This is a genomic window from Streptomyces sp. NPDC057271 (genome assembly GCF_042668715.1).
Lineage (GTDB): Bacteria > Actinomycetota > Actinomycetes > Streptomycetales > Streptomycetaceae > Streptomyces.
Genome location: NZ_JBHUYJ010000014.1, coordinates 54,159 through 74,335 on the forward strand (window position 1 = coordinate 54,159; position 20,177 = coordinate 74,335).

A 20,177-nucleotide genomic window follows, 5' to 3' on the forward strand; every position below is an offset into this window, starting at 1 on the left:
GACGAGAAGTCCGCCGGCGGCCTGCGGGACGCCGAAGCCGCCGGTCGCGACGAGCGCCGCGGTCCCGGCCGCGGCGACCGGGATGGCGCCGGTGAGGAGGGTCGCGCGCTCCATGCCGATCCGCTGGACGCCCATGTAGAACAGGACGAACCCGACGACCGTGGCCAGGACGGCCTGCCACACCAGCGCGCCCGTCTCGACGGCCGTCGGCGTCCGCAGGAACGCGCCGCCGTCCACGGCAAGACCGAGCAGCGCCGACTCGACGGCGGCGATCCCGCAGACAGCGGCTGTCAGGAGCTTCGGCCCGAGCAGACGGAGCACCGGTACGGCGAGGACGGTGAACCCCACTTCGCCCGCCAGTGCCCCCACGGAGTAGGTGAGGCCCGCCAGGTCGGTGCGTCCCCACCCCTGGACGGTGAAGGCCCCGGCGGCCACCAGGAGCGCGCCGTAGAGGACCGGCCGGCTCGGCCTGCGCCCCTCCAGGAGGGGGACGATCACGGCCACGACGATCGGGGCGCAGCCCACCAGGACGCCGGGGACGGCCGGTTCGGCGGTACGTTCCGCGGCGAGGACCGCGAGGTTGAAGCCGACCATGCCGACGGCGGCGAGCACGGCGAGCCGGGACCATCCGCGCGGGCCGAGTCCCCGCAGCGGCGCGAGCCCGCCGGGTCCGAGCAGGGGCAGCAACAGGAGGCAGGCGGCGCCGTAGCGCAGAGCCTGGCCCCCCGCGTACGGGTAGTCGCCCAGAAGGCTGTTGGCGGTGAAGGAGGCACCCACGAGGGCATAGGCGACGGTCACGAGGAGGGCTCCTCGCAGGGAGTTCGCGTTCATGCCCCCGACGCTAGAAAGCGCACCGGCCCGGTTTAAGGACCACTTCGCCCACATCATCGGGGACCACTTCGCGCATCGCGGCAGGCCGGAGGGGAAGGCGACGGCCACGGTGAAGGTACTCTCCACCGCGTTGCGCCGCGCCGAGTGACCACGGCCGCGTGACCACAGCCGACCGGCCGCGGGCGCGGCGCGGACACCGCGATCAGGGGGACATCTCGTATGCGGCCCACACCGGCCTGGGAGCTGCTGCTCCCGGCGGCCGCCGCACCGGCCAGGCGGCGCGGCCGGGCGCTTCAGGAGGCGCTGCGGGAGGCGGTCCGCACCGGGCGGCTGACGGCCGGGACCCGGCTGCCGTCGAGCCGTGAACTGGCCGCCGATCTCGGTGTCTCGCGCGGCCTGGTGACGGAGGCGTACGAGCAGCTGACCGCCGAGGGCTACCTGCGCAGCGACCGCGGTTCGGGCACCTGGGTCGGGGAGGCGGTGCGGGCGTCCACGGACCGGGCGGTCCGGGACGTGGCTCCGGGCCCGCCGGGCGTACGGGTCGACTTCCGCCCCGGCACCCCCGACCTCGCGCTCTTCCCCCGCGCGGCGTGGGCGTCGGCCCAGCGCTCGGTGCTGTCCGCGCTGCCCCACCGGGCACTCGGCTACCCCGACCCGCGCGGGCTGCCGGAGCTGCGGACGGCGCTCGCCGGGATGCTGACACGGCGGCGCGGCGCGGTGGCCGATCCGGAACGCCTGGTGGTGTGCTCGGGGGTCGCCCAGGCGTCGACGCTGCTCGGCTTCGTGCTGCGGGCGCGGGGGCTGCGGACCGTCGGGATCGAGGACCCCGGCAGCCCGGAGCACGGGCGGCTGTTCGCCTCCACCGGCCTGGACACGGTGTGGCTGCCGGTGGACGAGGACGGGCTGCTGCCGGGTCCGCTCACCGCGTCGGGGGTACGGGCGGTGGTGGCGACGCCCTCCCACCAGTTCCCGACCGGCATCGCGTACTCGGCGGCGCGCCGTGCCGCGCTGCTCGACTGGGCGCGGGCGGTGGACGGGTACGTCCTGGAGGACGACTACGACGGGGACTTCCGCTACGACCGGGCTCCGGTGGGCGCCCTCCAGGGCCTCGATCCGGAGCGGGTCGTCTACGCCGGGTCGGTGAGCAAGTCCCTGGCCCCGGGGCTCCGGCTCGGCTGGATGCTCGTACCGCGGGAGCTGCTCGCCGAGGTCGTGGAGCGCAAGCGGACGATGGACCTCGGGAATCCGGCCCTGGACCAGGCGCTGCTGGCCGAGTTCGTGACGCGCGGCGCCTACGACCGGCAGCTGCGACGCTGCCAGCGGGCGTACCGGGAGCGCCGGGACGCCCTGGTGGCGGCGCTCGCGGAGTCCTTTCCGGGCACTTCGGTGAGTGGCATCGCGGCCGGTCTGCACATCATCGCGCGCGTGCCGGAGCGATACGGCCCCACGGCACGCTTCGTGGAGCGCGCGGCGGGGGCGGGGGTGGCGCTGCGTGCCTTGGAGGAGTTCGGCACGGCGTGCCCGGCGGACGGCACGGTCCGGCTGGTCCTCGGCTACGCCCATCTGACGCCGTCCGAGATCGGCCGAGGGGTACGCCTGACGGCGGAGGCGTGCGGCGGCGCGGCAACCGGGACCGGGCAGCGCCCTGCGTAGCCCGCGAGTGCTGTGCCGGAAGTACGGCGGGAGTAAGTGACCGCGGCCCCGCGCGGGTGAGCTGGACGTCGGCCGGAGCGTTCGGCCTGGTCGTCTCACCCGCGCGAGCGCGGCTGTCAGGCGCCCCCGCGGCGCCTGAGGGCGTAGAAGGCGATGCCGCCGAGCAGGAGGACCCCGGCGCCGATACCGACAGGCAGCACGAGCCTGCCCACCAGCGAGTCGTCGTCCTTCGTGGCAGCCGTCGCGCCCCCCGGTCCCGCCCTGTCCGCCGGTCCCGCCCTCATCGCCGGTCCCGCTCTGATCGCCGGTCCCGTCGGCACCGGACGGCGAGGTGCCCGCGGAGGTGTCGTCACCGAAGAAGAACACCGGGCCGTTTCCGGAGCGCGGTGCGCCGGAGATGTCCACGGTCAGCGAGATCGGCACGACGATGCCCTTCGCCTCGTCGTCCGGCTCGGCGACCTGCGCCTGGATGTAGTACGTGCCGGGCACGTCGTATCCCTTGGAGCCGGAGCCCGTCGTGCCGTCCTGCTCGGTGATCTCCCAAGGCCCGTAGACCCGCTCGATGTGCCCGGTCCTGCGTGCGAAGAGCTCGGTGGCGCCGCCGTTCTCGTTGCACTGCGTCTGCTCACGCTGCGCGTTGTAGAGGTCGACGCTCCACCCGGTGGTGACGGAGTTGGGGAAGTCGGCCCGGATGTCCACGCCGGCCTTGACCGTCAGTTTCTGGCCGGCTTGCAGTTCCACCCGCCAGAAGGGGGCCTCGCCGACGGCAATGGACTGCCGGTGGGTGCCCGGTCCGATCGGGGTGGCGCTGTTGAAGGAGAACCCGCCCTCGGCGTCGGCCCCGGTGCGGGGTTTCGGAGTCCGCGCGCCGGCCGCCTGCGTCGTCCTGTCGGCGATGCCGACGAGAAGCTCGACGGGCATCGGCTTGTCGCCGGACTCGGTGATGTCGTTCTCGACCATGATGCAGCCGGTGTCGTCCGGCGCGGGCTTCTCGTTCCCCGCTCCGGGCTTGCTGCGGCCTCCGGCGGTGATGATGTTCGCCCACCCCATGGACTGATCGAACTCCCGCAGCCTCTCGTAGGGTTCGCCGTCCCCCGGAGGGCCGGCCGCGACGGTGATGACGGAGCCGCGCCCGTACCCCTGCTCGGCGACGGCGGTGGCGCTCACCTGGAGCAGCTGGTCCGGCCGCTTCTTGACCTTGTAGTAGAGGTCGCGCCCCCCGGTGAACCTGTCCAGGTACTGGCCGGGCGTGACCAGCGGAGCGTCCTGGCAGCCGTCGAGGGAGCCCGCGACCGGTTTTCCGGTGGCGTGGTAGGTCCGCCACCCCTTGCGGAACAGGGTGCCCAGGTTGTCGGTCAGCGAGTCGGCGTCGTCGGCGTCCGCGTACGACCCGTCGGTCACGTCGGTGATGCACTTCAGCTGCGCACGCGCCGAGGAGGGCGTCTTGAACCCGACCACGTCCACGGCGAGGTCGACGCCCTGCGCCTTCAGTTCGCGGGCCACCTCGCACGGAGGCGGCGGCGCACACGTGTCGTCGCCGTCCGAGACAAGGACGATGCGACGCTTGCCGCTCGTGCCGAGGTCCCTGGCGGCTTCGCGCAGCGAGACGCCGATCGGTGTGAACCCGACCGCCTTGAACCCCGCGACCCGCTTCTTGGCGTCGGTACGCGCCGCCCGGTCCATCGGGGTGACCGGCAGGACCTGCTGAGTGTCGGAGCAGCCCTTCTTCTTGTCTTCTCCGGCATAGGTGGCCCCGTAGACGCGCAGTCCCAGCGGAGCCTGTTCGGGGGCCGTGTCGATGATCCGGGTGACCGCCTGCTTGGCGGCGGCGAGACGGGTCTGGCCGCCGGCGTCGTTGTCGTTCATCGACCCGGACAGGTCGAGAACCAGGTCGATCCGGGCAGGCTCCGGAACCTCGGGTGCCGAGGGGGAGGCGCTCGCGGTCACCGTCGGCGACAGGAGCGCCCCGAGCGTCAGCACGGAGACGGTAGCGGCGAGCACGCCTCGTCGGTGCGGTCTCGAATACATGAAGATGATCTCCAGGAGTTTGCCTGCCGGGCCCTCGGCATATGCCGGCCAGGGGCCGGGCGCTGGGGGACGGTGGAACCTGTCCGCAGACCGGCCCCCAGCGGAGCGGACGTGGTGCCCCGGCCGGACCGTCGTTCCTGTGGGGTCGCGACGGTCCCACCGATGCGCCACGGCGTGGGCGGCGAGGGACACCGAAGGCGACTCTCGCGCCATGTGATCATCTTTTCCAGGGTCTGTGCATGCAGACAATTGCGCAGGCCTGGCTGCTGCCCGGGCGCAGCCCGAGTGGAAAGGTGCCGTATGAAGTTGTCAGCCGGTGACCGAGGCCGCCTCAAGAAGATCCTCCAAGCGCGCCGAGCCGCGATCGACCCTGTGGAGATGGGGTTCCCCGAGCGAGGGCCCGGTCCCGGCCGGCGGGCTGCCGGTCTGAGTCAGGAGCAGATGGACGTGCTGCTCACGCGCACCCCGGGCACGTACAACCGGTTCGAGAACGGTCAGCACGCCAACCCCGGTGCTGACCTCCTCACCGCGGTCGCCAGGGCACTGCGCCTGGACGAACAGGATTGGGCGTTTCTGTGGTTGGTCACCCGGAAGGAGAGCCCGCCTCACGCCCTGCACAGCAGCTCGGGGACGTCCGTAGCCGAAGCCTGGCAGCGGGTCGCCGACCACATCCACGGTGCGCTGGCCCACATCAACGACGCTGAATGGAACATCGTCGTCCACAACGAGGACTTCCGGCGTCTTCCCTCGTGGACAGGTTCCCGCCAACGTCATGCGCTGGCTGCTTCTGGAGCCCGAGGCCCGCACCGATGTCCTGATGCACTGGGAGACCCACTGGGCGCCGGCCATGATGCCCCACCTGAAGCACAGCGTGGAGCTGCGCCCGGAGAATCCCGTGCTCGGTCGTCTCGCGTACGACGTCCTCAACAACCCCGTGACCGGACCGCTCTATCGAGAGCATGCCGCGGCCCCCATCCCCTACTTCGACGGTTCCGAGCTTCCCATCCGCCACGCCGTTCACGGACCCGGCACACTCACGACCTGCCTCGCCGAACCCGTCACCGCCCCCGGAGCCCGCATCAATCTCAGCTTCTTCGTACCTGGAGACCCTGTGCGACCGAAGCTGTCACCGAATGACACGTAGCGAGCTCGCCTCGGCCGTACGGCTCCATCCCGGCCCTGGGTGCCACACCTGGCCCGAACGGGGGCGCTCCGGGGTGTTCACCCCGGGTTCGTGTCCGCGCCGCCCCCGGCCGTTAGGCATGGGGCGACGCAACGCACCTGCCCCGTACCGCACTTGGAGGCGCTTCGATGTCCAGCTCCGTCCCCGACGGCCCGTCCCCCGCCCGCCGCAGTGTGCTGCGTGGCTCTCTCGCCGCGTCGGCGGCCCTCACCCTCGGCGGCGCCGCGGCCGCCGCCCCGGCGTTGGCGCTCTCGGGGCGTCCGCGGGCCGCGTGGGGGGTGCAGACGGGCGATGTGACCGCCTCCTCGGGTCTGGTCTGGGTCCGTTCGGACCGGCCCGCGCGGATGATCGTGGAGACGTCGTCGAGCGAATCGTTCCGCCGTACGCACCGCCATGTCGGTCCCCTGCTGGGGACGGGCAGCGACTTCACCGGGACGACGGCGCTGCGCGGGCTGCCCGCGGGCGAGCAGATCCACTACCGGGTCACCCTCGCCGACCCGGACGACCCGCGCCGTACCGGCGAGCCGGTCGTCGGCACGTTCCGTACGGCCCCGGCGCGGCGGCGCGAGGGGGTGCGCTTCCTCTGGTCGGGCGACATCGCCGGGCAGGGCTGGGGCATCAACCCGGACATCGGCGGCTTCCGGGCGTACGAGGAGATGCGCCGGCTGAACCCGGACTTCTTCCTGTGCAGCGGCGACACGGTCTACGCCGACGGCCCCATCCAGCCCAGCGTGGCACTGCCCGACGGCCGGATCTGGCGGAACGTCACGACGCCGGAGAAGTCGAAGGTCGCCGAGACCCTGGCCGAGTACCGCGGCAACTTCCGCTACAACCTGCTCGACCACAACGTGCGCGCGTTCAACGCGCAGGTGCCCACCGTCGTGCAGTGGGACGACCACGAGGTCCGCAACAACTGGTACCCCGGCCAGATCCTGGACGACGCCCGTTACACCGAGAAGGACGTGGACGTCCTCGCGGCCCGCGCCTCCCGGGCGTTCGCCGAGTACTTCCCCGTCTCCACGCTCCACGCGCGCGGTGGAGACGTCGAGGGCCGGATGCACCGGGTGGTGCGGTACGGCCCGCTGCTGGACGTCTTCGTCCTGGACATGCGCTCGTACCGGAACCCCAACTCCCCCGGCCGGCAGGCGGACGACACGACGGGCATCCTCGGCGCGGAGCAGCTGGCCTGGCTCAAGCGGGAGCTGAGCCGCTCGCGGGCGGTGTGGAAGGTGCTCGCCGCCGACATGCCGCTGGGGCTCGTCGTCCCCGACGGCTCGGCGGACATCGAGGCGATCGCCCAGGGCGATCCGGGCGCCCCGCTCGGCCGTGAGCTGCAGATCGCGGAGCTGCTGCGGTTCATCAAGCACCGCCGGATCACCGGCACGCTGTGGCTGACCGCGGACGTGCACTACACCTCCGCGCAGCACTACGCGCCGGAGCGCGCGGCGTTCCAGGACTTCGCGCCGTTCTGGGAGTTCGTCTCGGGGCCGCTGGCCGCGGGCGGATTCCCGGCCAACGCGCTGGATGCCACCTTCGGGCCCGAGCGGGTCTTCGTACGGGCTCCGGAGCGGGCGAACCTGTCGCCGATGGAGTCGCCGCAGTACTTCGGCGAGGTCGACATCGACGGCGGCAGCGGGGAGTTGACGGTCCGGCTCCGGGCGGAGGGCGGGACGGTACTGTTCAGCAAGGTCCTGCAGCCGGGACGCGTCGGCCAGTAGGAGCCGGGGGTCCCCGAGCCCGGGGGGCGGGGCCCGGGGCGGGGCCGGGGGCGAGGCCGGGGCGGGGCGCGGGCGGTCCGTCCCCAGGTTCGCCCCCTGGAAGCGTGCAGGGCTGATTGTCAGTGGTGGGTCCTAGCGTTTCCGTCATGACGCGATCCGTACAGGCGCTCGCCTACTCACGCCCGTCCGCCCTGCGCTCCTCCGCAGACGGACGGCTCCTCGGCCTGGAGACCTGTGGGGGCCTCACGCCCGCCGGTGCCGAGGCGCATCCCCGTTTCTTCACCGGGTTCCTGACGTCCCCGCAGATCGCCGCGCGGGGTCTGCTGGCGGTGGCGGACGTGGCGGCCGCCCGCTACTACCAGCGGATACGTCCGGGTTCGCTCGACCCGGTCGTGACGGGGAACGGCGACCGGTTGCGGTTCGAGTCCTTCTCCGGCTGCGGCGGGGTGTACGCCCGGCTCGACGTGCTGAGCGAAGGGCTCGACGGCGCCACGACGGGGCACGGCACCACCAACGTGGACGTCAACAACCCGCTGCGCGAGGCCCTGTCGCGGATGACGGGAAGCGAGCCGCTGCATCTGCGGGTCGGCCCGGCGGAGTTGGCGGTGACGACGCTCCAGGGCGCGGTCGTGGAGAAGAAGGTCCCGCTGCCGGACCGCTGGCTCCGTGGTTTCGCGGAGGCGCAGGTGGCGTCGGCCGGCTTCGATCTGCGGGCCGAGCTGACGGGCGCGGAGGCGGTGCGGTTTCTGCGTTCGCTGCCGCGTTCGCAGGGCGCGGGGCGGCGGGGGCCGCTCTGGGTCGTCCAGGCCGGCCGGACGCTGCGGCCGACGACCCGGCCGGTCGCGGGAGCCGTCGCTCTGCCGGGGCCCGACCGGCTGGCGGCGCTGGAGCGGGTGCTGCGCCACGCGACGGCGCTGCGGGTGTACGGGCCGGTGCCGGACGGTGTCGCGACGGCGAGCGCCTGGGAGGTGACGCTGCCCGGAATGCGCTTGACGCTCACCCTCTCGCCCGACGCCTCGCGGGGCTTCTCCGGAGAGGGCGGCGTCCTGGAGGCGCTGGCGACGGAGGAGGCCGCTCAGGACGCCGAACTGATCTCGGTCCTGCTCTCCTGGGAGCCGAAGATCGACCTGGCCGAGCTGGGTGACCGGTCGGGCCTTCCCGTGGACCGGGTGCGGGCCGCGCTGACCCGGCTGGGGACCGCCGGGCGTGTGGGGTACGACGTGGCCGACGCGGCCTACTTCCACCGGGAGCTGCCGTACGACGCGGACCGCGCCGAACGGCACAATCCCCGGCTGGTGGCGGCTCGCGCCCTCGTGACGGAGGGAGCGGTCGCCCTCGACGGAGCCCTCGCGACGGTCGCCTCGGGGGAACGGCGCTACCAGGTACGGGAGTCGGGCGGGGGGCTGACCTGCACCTGCCAGTGGTGGGCGGACTACCGGGGCCGACGGGGCCCGTGCAAGCACGCGCTCGCGGTGCGGATGGCCCGTCGGAGCGCCGTGGCCGGGGCGACGGCAGGTGCCGGGGCGGCTGACGCAGTACCTCGGACGGCCGCCGGGTCGACGGCCGGAGCCGAGTCCTTCGGCGGTGCGCGATGAGCGTCGCGTTCGACCAGACCGCGCTGAAGGCGCGACTGACCGCGGCACGGGAGGGACGTGCGGTGAACAGGCTGCTGGCCGCGGTACGGGCGGGGCGGGTCGAAGCCGTCCCCGGACTGCTGAAGGAGCTGGACCCGGGCGACCGGAGGACGGCCCTCGTGGAGCTCAAGGCCCTGCGGACCGAGGTCCGCGGCTGGGGCTGGAGCCGGTGGAACGAGCAGGTGCCGGTCCAGAAGGCGCTGCGGGTCGCCGGGGCGGGGTGCCACACGGGTGCGGCGGCGGCCGCCGCCTGGATCGGGGGCCGGGACCTCAACGACCGGGCCCGTGGCACGAGCCAGTTCGTCCTGGACGTGCTCGCCGACCGTGATCCGGCCTGGGTGGGCGATGTCGCGCGGCGGCTCGCCGAGCGCCCGGCCGTGGCGGAGGGCGACTTCCGGCTGGTGCGCGAGCTGGTGGCGCGCTCGGGCTGCCCCGTGCCCACGACGGACGGCTACGTCCTCGGCTGGACCGGCTCGCTGAGCGGGCGACGGCTCCTGGAGGAGCTCCGCGCCGACCCGCACACGCCGGTGCTGGTCCCCCGCGTCCTCGACATGGCCGAGACCCCGGACCGGCTCACCTGGTCCGTAGGCCCCGACGCCCCCACGCACTGGCCGACGGCACTCGTGAAGCTCGCCGAGGAGGGTGTGCTGGACCGCACGTCCCTGGTGGACGGCTGCGTGGCGCGGCTGCTGCGCGGTGGTCGGCCGCGGGATCTGCGCTTCCCGCTCGCCCTCCTCCGGCTCCTGGACCCGACGCCGGGGGAACGGCGGGGCCGGACGGCGGACTGGACGGGGATGGCCGCGGACGCGCCGTCACCGGTCGCCGCGTACGCGCAGGAGGTCCTGGCGGGACTCGCGGCCGAGGGCGAACTGTCGACGGCGGAGCTGGCCGAGATGTCCGGTCAGGTGCTGTTCCGTACGGAGAAGAAGCTCGTGCGGACACAGCTGACGCTTCTGAGCAAGGAGTTGCGGAGAGACCCGGGCGCGGCGACGGCGTTGCTGCCCGTGGTCGCGGAGGCGTTCGGGCACGAGGACACGGGGATCCAGGAGCGGGCGCTGAAGGTCGTCGGACGGTATCTCACCCGGGTGGACGAGCAGGTGCAAGAGGAACTGTCGAGCGCCGCGGCGATGTTGAGCCCGGCGCATCGCGAGGCGGCCGAGGAGCTGTTCGGTCCCACGGGTCCCGTCGACGACCATCCGTACGAGGAGACTCTGCCGTCCGCGCCGGAGCTGAGGCGGGTGGCGGCCCCGCCCGCCACGGTCGCCGAGCTGGTCGAGGATCTCGTGACCGTCTCCAAGGGGCGTGGCGCGACGCCGCCCGAGGAGTTCGAGCGCGCCCTCGACGGGCTCGTCCACCATGCGTACCGTCACCGCGAGGAGTTGGAGGCCGCCCTGGCCGTGGCCTTCGCGGACGCCTGGTGGGCGGGCGAGGAGGAGCAGGCCCCGGACCAGTTCGTCTACGGGACCTACGGCGTGAACGTGGTGATGGCCTCGCTGATGGGCCGGGTCCGCCCGTCCCGTATCCATGACGCCCGGGTGAGCGAACCGGCCCCCTCCTCCTGTGTGCACGGGGCCCTGGACGCGGTGGTCGACGCACGTCTGTGGGAGGTGGCCGCCCTCGTCGGCACGGACCGGCTGCCGTTGCTCCTGGCCGCGCCCACCTGGCACACCGGGGCGATCGAGCCGTCCGTCCTGGTGGAGCGGTTGCGCGCCTACCGGGACGCGGGCGTGGATCCGGCCCCCGTCGACCTCGCGCAGGCTCTGCTGCGCGTCCGTAAGGCAGGCCCTTCCGCGGCTGCCGCGGCCGTCGACGCCTCGGCGCTGGGGACCCGAGCCGGGGAGCGGCTCGCGGACTGGCTCCGCGCGGACGCCGCCCTCGCCCCCGGTCTGCGGTTCCTCGCCCGGGAACGGGACCCGAAGGGCGGTCCCGAGCGGCTGGCGGACCGCATCGTCCTGAAGATCCGAGAGCGCCGGGCGGTACGGGAGGAGTTCCCACCCGTGTTCCGGTGGCTGGGCGGCGCCGACACCAAGGCCCCCGAACCCTGCTACCACTGGGGCGAGGAGCGGCGGAACTGGCCGGGCGTGGTACCGGACGACCGGGAGACCCTGGCGTGCTGGCTGCTGCCCGTGCTCGCGGGCGCGGTCGAGTGGGACGAGCGCGGCGCCTCCTGGGGCATGACCGCCCTGGCCGAGGCCGAGGGCCCCGTCGGGGAGGCGACACATCTCGCCCTGGCGTTCGCGCTCGGCTGCCGGCACCCGGAGGACCGGCTGAACGCCGTGGACACCCTGCTCGTGCTTGCCGCGCGCCGCGAACTGGATGCCGGCCGGCTGGGTGGGACGCTCGCCGGTCTGGTCGTCGACGGCACCGTCAAACCCAACCGCCTGGCGGACGCGGCCCGTACGGCCGCGGCGACGGGCGCGTACGGCACGACATGGTCGGTCCTGGCACCCCTGCTGCCCGCGTTGCTGACGGCCGAGAAGCCGACGCGCGGGCTGGGCGAGCTGCTGGCCGTGGCGGCCGACTGCGTGGAGCGGTGCGGGGCGGCCGGGGAGGTGGCGGGACTGGACGCGACGGCGGACCGGCGCGCTTCGTCGCAGCTCGTCGTCCAGGCCCGGCGGCTGCGGAAGGCGCTCCGGGCGCCTGCGTCGGCTTCCTCCCAGCGGGCCGATCAGGAGACGGCACAAATGGCCGAAAACGACCACTAAGCCCTCAGATCGGCGCTTAACCCGTCAGTCACAAAGCGTTCGTGATCACGCAACACCGTTGAGTCACAGTGAGGTCATGACCGATGTGACTTCCGCGAAGAGCTCCCGCCGCCCCCACCACTGGCGGCGGGACCTCATCGAACTCGCCGCCCTCTTCACCGCCGTGGTGGTGGCCGACACCATCGCCAAGACCGTCGTCCGCGGCGCCGACGGTCCGTACATGCTCGTGTTCTCGGCGATCGCACTGATCGCCACGGCCACCTTCCACACCTGGTGGGCACGGCGCCACGGCCATGCCCCGCCCGTCGGCCATCCCGGCGGCAGCGGGCCGACCCCGCTGCCGGCGGCCACCGACGCCCGGACGGGCGGGGCCGCTTCACGTGAGGCCGAGCCCGTCGAGACGACGCTCTGGCGGATGCGGACGACGGTCCGCGACACCCCGGGCAGCCTGGCCGCGCTGTGCACGGCGCTGGCCCACCAGGGTGTGGACATCCTGACCCTCCAGACCCACCCGCTGGCCGAGGGCACCGTCGACGAGTTCCTGCTGCGCGCCCCCGCACGCCTCCAGGCGAGCGAACTGACCCGGGAGATCTCCGGAGCCGGCGGCACCCACACCTGGATCGAGCGCGCCGACGCCCACGACCTCGTGGACACCCCGACCCGACTGCTCGGACTCGCCACCCGGACCGCGCTCGACGCGGCCGAACTCCCGCTCGCCCTGCGCCAGCTCCTCGGCCGCTGCTCCATCCACTCGCTTCCCGCCGTCTCCCTCAGCGGCCGCCCCACGGGCGAGACCGCGCCCGTCGAGGGAGTCCTTGAGGAGACGGTGATGCGCCTGCGCGACCCGAACGGCGGCGTGATCACGATCGAGCGGCCCTATCTGCCGTTCACCCCGACCGAGTTCGCCCGCGCCCGGGCTCTCGTCGAGCTGGACGCCCGGCTCGGTCCGCGCATCCCCCGCAGCCAGGACGTCCTCACCCTTCCCGAGGGGAACGAGATCACCGTCCGCCGCGCCGACCAGCGGGACCTCGTCGCCGCGCGCGCCATGCACGACCGCTGCTCCGCACGGACCCTCGGCCTGCGGTACCACGGCCCGGTCGGCGACGCCGACCGCTATCTCGACCACCTGCTCAGTCCCCGCTACGGCCGAACCCTCGCCGTGCAGACGACCTCCGGCCGGCTGGTCGCCCTCGGGCATCTGCTCTGGGACGGCGACGAGACGGAGGTGGCCCTGATGGTCGAGGACGACTGGCAGCGCCGGGGCATCGGCTCCGAACTCCTCGCCCGGCTGGTCGCGATGGCCGTCGAGGCAGGCTGTGAGAGCGTCTACGCAGTGACCCAGTCATCCAACACCGGCATGGTGGCCGCGATGCGAGCCCTGAACCTCCCCCTCGACTACCAGATCGAGGAGGGAACTCTGGTCATCACCGCCCGCCTCTCCTCGGCCCCGACCCGGAGCCGTCTCCCCGTCGGCGAGCGCTGACGGACACAGGGCCGCAGCAGCCGAACACCTCAGCGCCGCACGCACCCGGGTGTCGGAAAAGCACCCCACGGTCCGTGGCCGGATCCCTCCTACCGCCCCCGCCGGAGTCGTACGTTCTGCGCCTCCGCCGGCCGGCACCCGGACCGCCCGCCCTGAGCTCGCCACCGAGGTGGGCGAGGCGCCCGCCGCCGCTCCGCCGGGGACCGCCGCCGACGGGATCCGGCCAAACTCGGCCGGGGGCGTGAAGCCGCCCTTCCAGCCGAGTGCGTCCGCCCCGGCGCGAACTGATCGGCCCGTCCGGCGCGCGCAAGCGCGGGTGACGCGCGTCGCCCCCCGGCCGGGCGCCCCTTCGGAACCGGTACGGACCACCCGTTCCGAGCGCTCATTTGTCAGCCTAGTGAGATCGATTGAGGGTGACGGGAGGACCGTGGAGGCCCCAGGATGAACCTCATGCCAGAGACTTCCAGCAGCGCGCTCCCCCGCCAGGTCGCCGACAGCTACGTCGACGCTCTCATCGAACTCGACCCGATCACCGGTACGTACCTGGGAGTCAAAGCGAGCGCCGGCCTCCTTCCCGACTTCTCGCCGGCCGGCCAGGAAGCGGTGGCCGACCTCGCCCGCGGCACCCTCGCCCGGCTCGACGAGGCCGAGCGGCTGCCCGGCGCGGACAGCGACGCCGAACGACGCTGCGCCCGGCTTCTGCGGGAGCGTCTGACGGCCGAACTCGCCGTGCACGAAGCCGACGAGGGTCTCTGCGCGGTCAGCAACATGCGGTCTCCCGCACACAGCGTGCGCATGGTGTTCACCGTGATGGCGACCGGGACCGAGGAGGACTGGGAGGCCGTGGCGCAGCGGCTGCGCGCGGTTCCGAAGGCACTGGAGGGCTACCGCGCCTCGCTGGAGCTCGGCCTGGAGCGCAAGCTCCTGGGCGGACCGCGGCCGACCGCCACGTTCGTCGGCCAGCTGACGGAGTGGGCGGGCGGGGAAGGCGACGGCCGGGGCTGGTTCGAGGAGTTCGCCGCCGCGGCTCCCGAATCCCTCCGCCCCGAGCTGCGTACGGAGCTGGCTTCGGCGTCCCGTGGCGCCACCGAGGCGGTCGTCGTGCTGCGGGACTGGATGCGCGACGTGTACGCCCCGGCGGTCGCCGGCGCACCGGACACGGTGGGCCGAGAGCGGTACCAGCGGTGGTCGCGCTACTTCAACGGCACCGACCTGGACCTCGACCAGGCCTACGCGTACGGCTGGTCCGAGTACCACCGGCTGCTCGCCGAGATGCGTACCGAGGCCGAGCGCATCCTGCCCGGTTCCGGCCCGTGGGAGGCGCTCGCCCACCTCGACGTCCACGGCACCCACATCGAGGGCGTCGAAGAGGTCCGGGTCTGGCTGCAGAACCTGATGGACGAGGCGATCGAGGCGCTGGACGGCACCCACTTCGAACTCGCCGAGCGGGTACGGAAGGTGGAGTCGCGCATCGCCCCGCCCGGCGGCGCCGCCGCCCCGTACTACACCGGCCCGTCGGAGGACTTCTCCCGGCCCGGCCGCACCTGGCTGCCGGTCGACGGCCAGACCCGCTTCCCCGTGTACGACCTGGTGTCGACCTGGTACCACGAGGGCGTGCCGGGCCACCACCTGCAGATCGCCCAGTGGGTGCACGTCGCCGACCAGCTCTCCCGCTACCAGGCGACGATCGGCGGCGTCAGCGCCAACGCGGAGGGCTGGGCCCTTTACGCGGAGCGGCTGATGGACGAGCTCGGCTTCCTCCCCGACGCCGAACGGCGCCTCGGCTACCTGGACGCGCAGATGATGCGCGCCTGCCGGGTGATCGTGGACATCGGCATGCACCTGCGGCTCGAGATCCCCGCGGACTCGCCGTTCCACCCGGGCGAGGAGTGGACGCCGGAGCTGGCGCAGGAGTTCTTCCAGCGGCACAGCAGCCGTCCGCCGGCGTTCGTCGAGAGCGAGATGACCCGCTATCTCTCGATGCCGGGGCAGGCGATCGGCTACAAGCTGGGCGAGCGCGCGTGGCTGCTCGGGCGCGCCAACGCGCAGGCGGCCCACGGCGACGCGTTCGACGCGAAGGCGTGGCACATGGCGGCCCTGTCGCAGGGCCCCCTGGGCCTGGACGACCTGGTGGAGGAGATCTCACGCCTCTGACAGCCTGCGCCGCGGCGTCCCTCACAGGAACGGACCGGCGGGGAATCCCGCCCGGTCCGCGTCCCGGACCGTGAGAACTCCCCGGGAATCGCTTGATCGGCCGGGGATCCCCCTGCACCATCTCGGTCATGACCGCCATGACCGAGTACACCCCGGACGCCACCGACTGGCGCATCCTCGACGCCCTCCAGGCCCAGGGCCGGGCGAGCTTCACCGAGCTGGCCCGTGCCGTCTCCATGTCGGCCTCCGCGGTGACCGAGCGCGTGCGGCGGCTGGAGGAGGCCGGGGTGATCACCGGCTACACGGCCGTGATCGACCAGGAACGCCTCGGGCTCCCGATCCTGGCCTTCGTCCGGCTGCGCTACCCGAACGGCAACTACAAGCCGTTCCACGACCTCCTCGCCGCCACCCCGGAGGTCCTGGAGGCACACCACGTGACCGGCGACGACTGCTTCGTACTGAAGGTCGCCGCGCGGTCCATGAAGCACCTGGAGGAGATCTCCGGGAGGATCGGCACGCTGGGCTCGGTGACGACGAGCGTCGTCTACTCCTCCCCGCTCCCTCGCCGCGCCGTCAGCCGCTGACCCCCGTCACCCACCGGCGCCCCCTCCGGTACGGAGCCGCACCGCCGACCCCGTCCGTTCCTTGACCACTTCGAGCTGCGCGGGGATGCGTCGTCGCAGGTCAGCGACGTGGCTGACGATGCCGACGCTGCGGTCCCGTTCGCGCAGGGAGTCCAGGACGTCGAGGACCTCGTCGAGGGTCTGGTCGTCCAGACTGCCGAAGCCCTCGTCGATGAAGAGGGTGTCGAGCCGGACGCCGCCCGCCTCGTCGGTGACGACGTCGGCGAGGCCCAGGGCGAGGGCGAGGGAGGCGAAGAAGGTCTCGCCGCCGGAGAGCGTGGCCGTGTCGCGCTCGTTGCCCGTCCAGGCGTCGACGACATGGAGGCCGAGGCCGGCGCGCTTGCCTCCGGAGCGGGCGTCGGAGTGTACGAGGGTGTAGCGGCCGGACGACATGTGCTGGAGCCGGGCGGTGGCGGCGGCCGCGACCTGTTCCAGGCGGGCCGCCAGGACGTACGACTCCAGGCGCATCTTCCGTTCGTTCTCCGCTGAGGTGCCCGCGGTGAGGCCGGCGAGCCGGGCGACCCGGTCGTACTCCTCGCGCAGTGGTCCCAGGGCGCGGACCTCGGCCTCGGCCTGCCGGGAGAGTTCGGCCAGTTCGGCGTCGCGGTCCCGGACCGCGGCGAGGGCCGAGGTGGCGTTCCGCAGGATGCGCTCGGCGGCGATGTGCGCGGCCTCGGCGGCCTCCGGCTCGGCGGCAGGGCGCTCGGCGGCGGCCCGGGTCTCCGGTTCGGAGAGCCGGTCGGCGACGGCGGCCGCCTCGGCCTGCCAGACGTCCAGGCGGTGCTGGAGGGCGCGGTGTCCGGCGTCGTCCAGGAGCGCGGCGGCGGCTTCGGCGGGGGTGTCGAACCCGGCGCGGAAGGCGGCGTCCGCGAGCCGGTCGTCGGCCTCCTTCAGGCGCTGGGCGCTGAGGTCGACGGCGCGTACGGTCTCGGCGGCCTCGATCAGGATGGCGATCTTCCGCTCAAGCCGCGAGGCGTGCTCGGCGACGCTCCCGGACCCGCCGCGTCCTCGGGCCACCTCGGCGTCGAGGGCCGTCTGCTCCCGGTCGAGAGCCTCCCGCTGCGAGGTCCGCGCGGCAACCCGCCGTTCGGCCTCCCGCTGCGCCCGCACCCGGCTCTCGTACTCCCGCTCCGCCCGCGCGAGCGCCTCCCGCACGCCGTGCGTCTGCGCGGCGAGGGCGTGCGCGTCGGCGTGCAGTCGCGTCAACTCACCTACCTCGCCGACCAGTTCGTCGACCGTCGGCTCCGGTGCGTCCGTCGCCCCCGCCGACACCTCCGCGCGGGCCGCCGCCCACGCCTCCGCCGTGGCCGCCGTGTCCCGCTCGGCGGCCGTGCGGGCCTCCTCCGCACGGGTGAAGGCCTCGTAGGCCGCGTCCTCGGTGGCCCGGTCGACGTGGTCGGCGCCCGTGCGGGCGGGGGCCGGATGCTCGGCGGAGCCGCAGACCTGGCAGGGCGCGCCGGGGGTAAGGGTCGCGGCCAGCTCGGCGGCGATGCCCTGGAGGCGGCGGGCCTTGACGTCGAGCCACGCCTCGTGCGCTTCGTTACGGCGCTCACGGGCGGCCGTGAGGCGGGAGTCGGCGGTGGCGGTCTGCTCGGCGAGCGTGTCCCGGCGGCGGGCGGCGGACAGCCGCCGGCGAGCCGGTTCGAGGCGGCCGGCCAGCTGCTCGGCGCGCGCGGCGGCCTCCTGGGAGGCCTCGATCCGGGCGGCCAGCTCCGCCCTGCGGGGTTCCCAACCGCCGAGCCAGCCGCCCGCGTCCTGGAGGATCTCCTCGTCGGCGCGGGCCTGCCGCTCCAGATCCGTACGCTCCGCGGCGATCTCCGCGCTGCGCCGCTCCGCCCGCCGCGCGGACTCGAGCCCGCCCAGTTCCTCGCGCAGTCGCCGCTCCAGGGCGGACAGCTGCTCGGCGCCCGCGTCGGAGAGATCGGCGGGCAGACGGCTCCGGCTGTTCTCCCGGGCAGCGCGCGCGGCCGCGTGCTCGCGCTCCGCGTCGGCGCGCAGATCGAGGGCGGGAGCGACGAGATCGGCCTTACGGGACCGGTCGAGCACCGCCTGCGCGCGGTCCCACTCCGGCCTGCTCGCCTCCAGGACGGCCTGCCGCCGCCTCGATTCCGCGTACCGAGCCTGACGGTCCGCCAACTCCCGTTCCGCGTCGAGCACCCGGCGGGCGGCGGCCTGCCTCGACTCGGCAGCCAGAACGGCCGAGTCGGCGATGTCGAGGGCCTCGCGCGCCTCGGAGCGCGCCACGGCCGCCAGACTCAGGACGGCCTGGGCGAGTCCCGGCTCGCCCGGCCGTTCGTCGACGACGGCCCCGCCGGTGACCTGCGCCATCCGGTGGGCGAGCGCGAGCAGCCGCTCGTCCCCGTCCCGTACCTGCTGCTCGGCCGCGCGCCGCAGATCGGCGAGCCGCTCCTCCACGGCCGCGAACCTGCGGGTGTCGAAGAGGCGTCCCAGCAGCTTCCCGCGCGCCTCCGCGTCCGCTCGCAGAAAGCGCGCGAAGTCGCCCTGCGGCAGGAGCACGACCTGGCAGAACTGCTCCCTGCTCATGCCGACGAGCTGGGTGATCTCCTCGCCGATCTCCTGGTGGGAGCGGCTGAGCGCGGCCCACTCGCCGGTGCCGGAGTCGTACTCGCGCAGCCAGCTCTGGGCCTTCTCGGTGGTGAAGCCGCCGCCGCGCTTCTTCGGGCGCGGCTGGGCCGGTCGCCGGGTGATCTCCAACCGCCGCTCGCCCACGGTCAGTTCGAGGGTGACCTCGGTGTACGTGCCGACGGGGGCGTGGTCGCTGCGCAGCGAGGTGCCGGGCGACTGCCGGGCGCCGGGCACGGCTCCGTACAGGGCGTAGCAGACGGCGTCGAGGACGGAGGTCTTACCCGCGCCGGTGGGGCCGTGGAGCAGGAAGAGGCCCGCGCTGGACAGCGCGTCGAAGTCGATCTCCTGCGGGGCGCCGAACGGTCCGAAGGCGGTGACGGAGAGGCGGTGGAGTCTCACCGGGCGCCCGCCTCTCGCTCCCGTACCGCGCTGTCCACCCGTACGTCGTCGAAGGCGCCGTACAGCACGGTCCGTTCGGTGTCGTCGGGTCCGGCGCCGCCTCGCACGTGGGCCACGAAGTCCTCCGCGATCTGCCGGTCGCTGCGGTCACGCAGTCGCTGGGCGTACGAGGCGAGCGGGTCGCTCTCGCTGCGCTCGGGCTCGAAGACCAGGTTGAGGGTGTGCGGGAAGCGCTCGGCGAGCCGGGCCATGGGCTCGGCGGGCCGCACGGGGTCGGTGAGGGTCGCCTCGACCCAGGACTCCTCGTGCCGTGCGAGTCCGGGGTCGGCGAGCAGGTCGTCGAGCCGGCCGCGGATCCGGGCCAGGCGCCGGGGCACGGGGCAGTCGACGCGCTCGGCGGCCTCGATCGTCCCGTCGGCGCCGAGGTCGATCAGCCACATGCTCTTGCGGTGGTCGGCCTCGGAGAAGGAGTACGCGAGGGGTGAGCCGGAGTAGCGGACGCGCGGGGTGACGGTCTGGCTGCCGTGCAGATGGCCCAGGGCGACGTAGTCGACGCCGTCGAAGACTCCGGCGGGGACGGCGGCGACTCCGCCGACCGTGATGTCCCGTTCGCTGTCGCTCGGTTCGCCGCCGGCGACGAAGGCGTGCGCGAGGACGACGGACCGGGTGCCGCCGGGGCGCGTGGCGAGGTCGGCGCGGACGCGGTCCATGGCGGCGGAGAGCACCGCCTCGTGCCCGGCCTTGCCGGCGCCGAACCGCTCGCGCACGAGGGCCGGTTCGAGATACGGCAGGCCGTAGAGCGCGACGGATCCGTGGGCGTCGTCGAGCATGACGGGGGCCCCGACGCCGGCCGGGTCCGTACGGAGATGGATGCCGGCCCGCTCGATGAGCCCGGCGCCCACGCCCAGGCGACGGGCCGAGTCGTGGTTGCCGGAGATCATGACGGTGGGCACTCCGGCCTCGGCGAGCCGGTGCAGGGCGGTGTCGAACAGCTCGACGGCGGTGAGCGGCGGCACGGCCCGGTCGTAGACATCCCCGGCGACCAGGACCGCGTCCACGTCACGCGCGCGCACCGTGGCCACCAGGTGGTCCAGGAACGCGGACTGGGCGTCGAGCAGGCTCACCCGGTGGAACGACCGCCCCAGGTGCCAGTCCGACGTATGCAGGAACCTCATGATCG

15 protein-coding genes and 1 pseudogene are annotated in these 20,177 nt (G+C 73.7%); 12 read left to right on the plus strand and 4 right to left on the minus strand.

The genetic code is table 11. The features are described from left to right. The coding region (locus ACFUJR_RS09910) for an EamA family transporter (protein ID WP_383450299.1) at nt 1-831 on the minus strand (831 nt) is incomplete at its 3' end. Between ACFUJR_RS09910 and ACFUJR_RS09915 the strand changes: the two genes are divergently transcribed. Continuing rightward, on the plus strand, nt 830-979 hold the full coding sequence (locus ACFUJR_RS09915) for a hypothetical protein (protein WP_383165447.1): 150 nt from the start codon (nt 830-832) through the stop codon (nt 977-979). The two genes, ACFUJR_RS09910 and ACFUJR_RS09915, sit on opposite strands and share 2 nt — an antisense overlap. Nucleotides 980-1,050: 71 nt before the next feature. Beyond that, the gene (locus tag ACFUJR_RS09920) at nt 1,051-2,484 is read left to right on the plus strand and encodes a PLP-dependent aminotransferase family protein (RefSeq protein WP_383165326.1); all 1,434 of its coding nucleotides are present in this window, start codon (nt 1,051-1,053) and stop codon (nt 2,482-2,484) included. A 116-nt stretch (nt 2,485-2,600) separates the two neighbouring features. Here ACFUJR_RS09920 and ACFUJR_RS09925 read toward each other — a convergent pair whose 3' ends face one another. Then, nucleotides 2,601-2,768, minus strand: coding sequence for a hypothetical protein (locus ACFUJR_RS09925; protein ID WP_383165329.1), 168 nt, complete (start codon nt 2,766-2,768; stop codon nt 2,601-2,603). A 59-nt stretch (nt 2,769-2,827) separates the two neighbouring features. Between ACFUJR_RS09925 and ACFUJR_RS09930 the strand changes: the two genes are divergently transcribed. From ACFUJR_RS09930 to ACFUJR_RS09975, 10 genes and pseudogenes are all read left to right on the plus strand, one after another. Next, a complete protein-coding gene (locus ACFUJR_RS09930) occupies nt 2,828-2,959 on the plus strand; it encodes a hypothetical protein (protein ID WP_383165332.1) in 132 nt (43 codons plus the stop codon). Between the two features lie 186 nt (nt 2,960-3,145). Beyond that, nucleotides 3,146-3,541: a hypothetical protein gene (locus ACFUJR_RS09935; RefSeq protein WP_383165334.1), complete on the plus strand. Its 396-nt coding sequence runs from the start codon at nt 3,146-3,148 to the stop codon at nt 3,539-3,541. A gap of 1,349 nt (nt 3,542-4,890) precedes the next feature. After that, nucleotides 4,891-5,070, plus strand: a pseudogene (locus tag ACFUJR_RS09940) (helix-turn-helix domain-containing protein); the annotation flags it as partial. Nucleotides 5,071-5,284: 214 nt separating this feature from the next. After that, nucleotides 5,285-5,656: a hypothetical protein gene (locus ACFUJR_RS09945; RefSeq protein ID WP_383165450.1), complete on the plus strand. Its 372-nt coding sequence runs from the start codon at nt 5,285-5,287 to the stop codon at nt 5,654-5,656. A gap of 167 nt (nt 5,657-5,823) precedes the next feature. Next, nucleotides 5,824-7,413, plus strand: a complete 1,590-nt coding sequence (locus ACFUJR_RS09950; protein ID WP_383165336.1) for an alkaline phosphatase D family protein — start codon at nt 5,824-5,826, stop codon at nt 7,411-7,413. Nucleotides 7,414-7,559: 146 nt separating this feature from the next. Further along, the gene (locus ACFUJR_RS09955) at nt 7,560-9,008 is read left to right on the plus strand and encodes an SWIM zinc finger family protein (protein WP_383165339.1); all 1,449 of its coding nucleotides are present in this window, start codon (nt 7,560-7,562) and stop codon (nt 9,006-9,008) included. After that, on the plus strand, nt 9,005-11,752 hold the full coding sequence (locus tag ACFUJR_RS09960; RefSeq protein WP_383165341.1) for a DUF6493 family protein: 2,748 nt from the start codon (nt 9,005-9,007) through the stop codon (nt 11,750-11,752). Before ACFUJR_RS09955 ends, ACFUJR_RS09960 begins: the two co-directional genes overlap by 4 nt. A 76-nt stretch (nt 11,753-11,828) precedes the next feature. Beyond that, complete coding sequence (locus tag ACFUJR_RS09965; RefSeq protein ID WP_383165344.1) at nt 11,829-13,235, plus strand: GNAT family N-acetyltransferase; 1,407 nt, start codon at nt 11,829-11,831, stop codon at nt 13,233-13,235. 450 nt (nt 13,236-13,685) lie between these two features. Continuing rightward, nucleotides 13,686-15,389 carry a DUF885 domain-containing protein gene (locus ACFUJR_RS09970; protein WP_383165347.1) on the plus strand — a complete coding sequence of 568 codons (1,704 nt, stop codon included), beginning with the start codon at nt 13,686-13,688 and terminating at the stop codon, nt 15,387-15,389. A gap of 137 nt (nt 15,390-15,526) precedes the next feature. Beyond that, on the plus strand, nt 15,527-15,973 hold the full coding sequence (locus ACFUJR_RS09975) for an Lrp/AsnC family transcriptional regulator (protein WP_383165442.1): 447 nt from the start codon (nt 15,527-15,529) through the stop codon (nt 15,971-15,973). A 6-nt stretch (nt 15,974-15,979) separates the two neighbouring features. On the opposite strand, the gene ACFUJR_RS09980 is transcribed toward ACFUJR_RS09975, so the two are convergent. Both ACFUJR_RS09980 and ACFUJR_RS09985 read right to left on the minus strand, forming a co-directional pair. Continuing rightward, complete coding sequence (locus ACFUJR_RS09980) at nt 15,980-18,997, minus strand: AAA family ATPase (RefSeq protein WP_383165350.1); 3,018 nt, start codon at nt 18,995-18,997, stop codon at nt 15,980-15,982. Then, the gene (locus tag ACFUJR_RS09985) at nt 18,994-20,172 is read right to left on the minus strand and encodes an exonuclease SbcCD subunit D (protein WP_383165352.1); all 1,179 of its coding nucleotides are present in this window, start codon (nt 20,170-20,172) and stop codon (nt 18,994-18,996) included. Before ACFUJR_RS09985 ends, ACFUJR_RS09980 begins: the two co-directional genes overlap by 4 nt. Between the last annotated feature and the right edge of the window lie 5 nt (nt 20,173-20,177).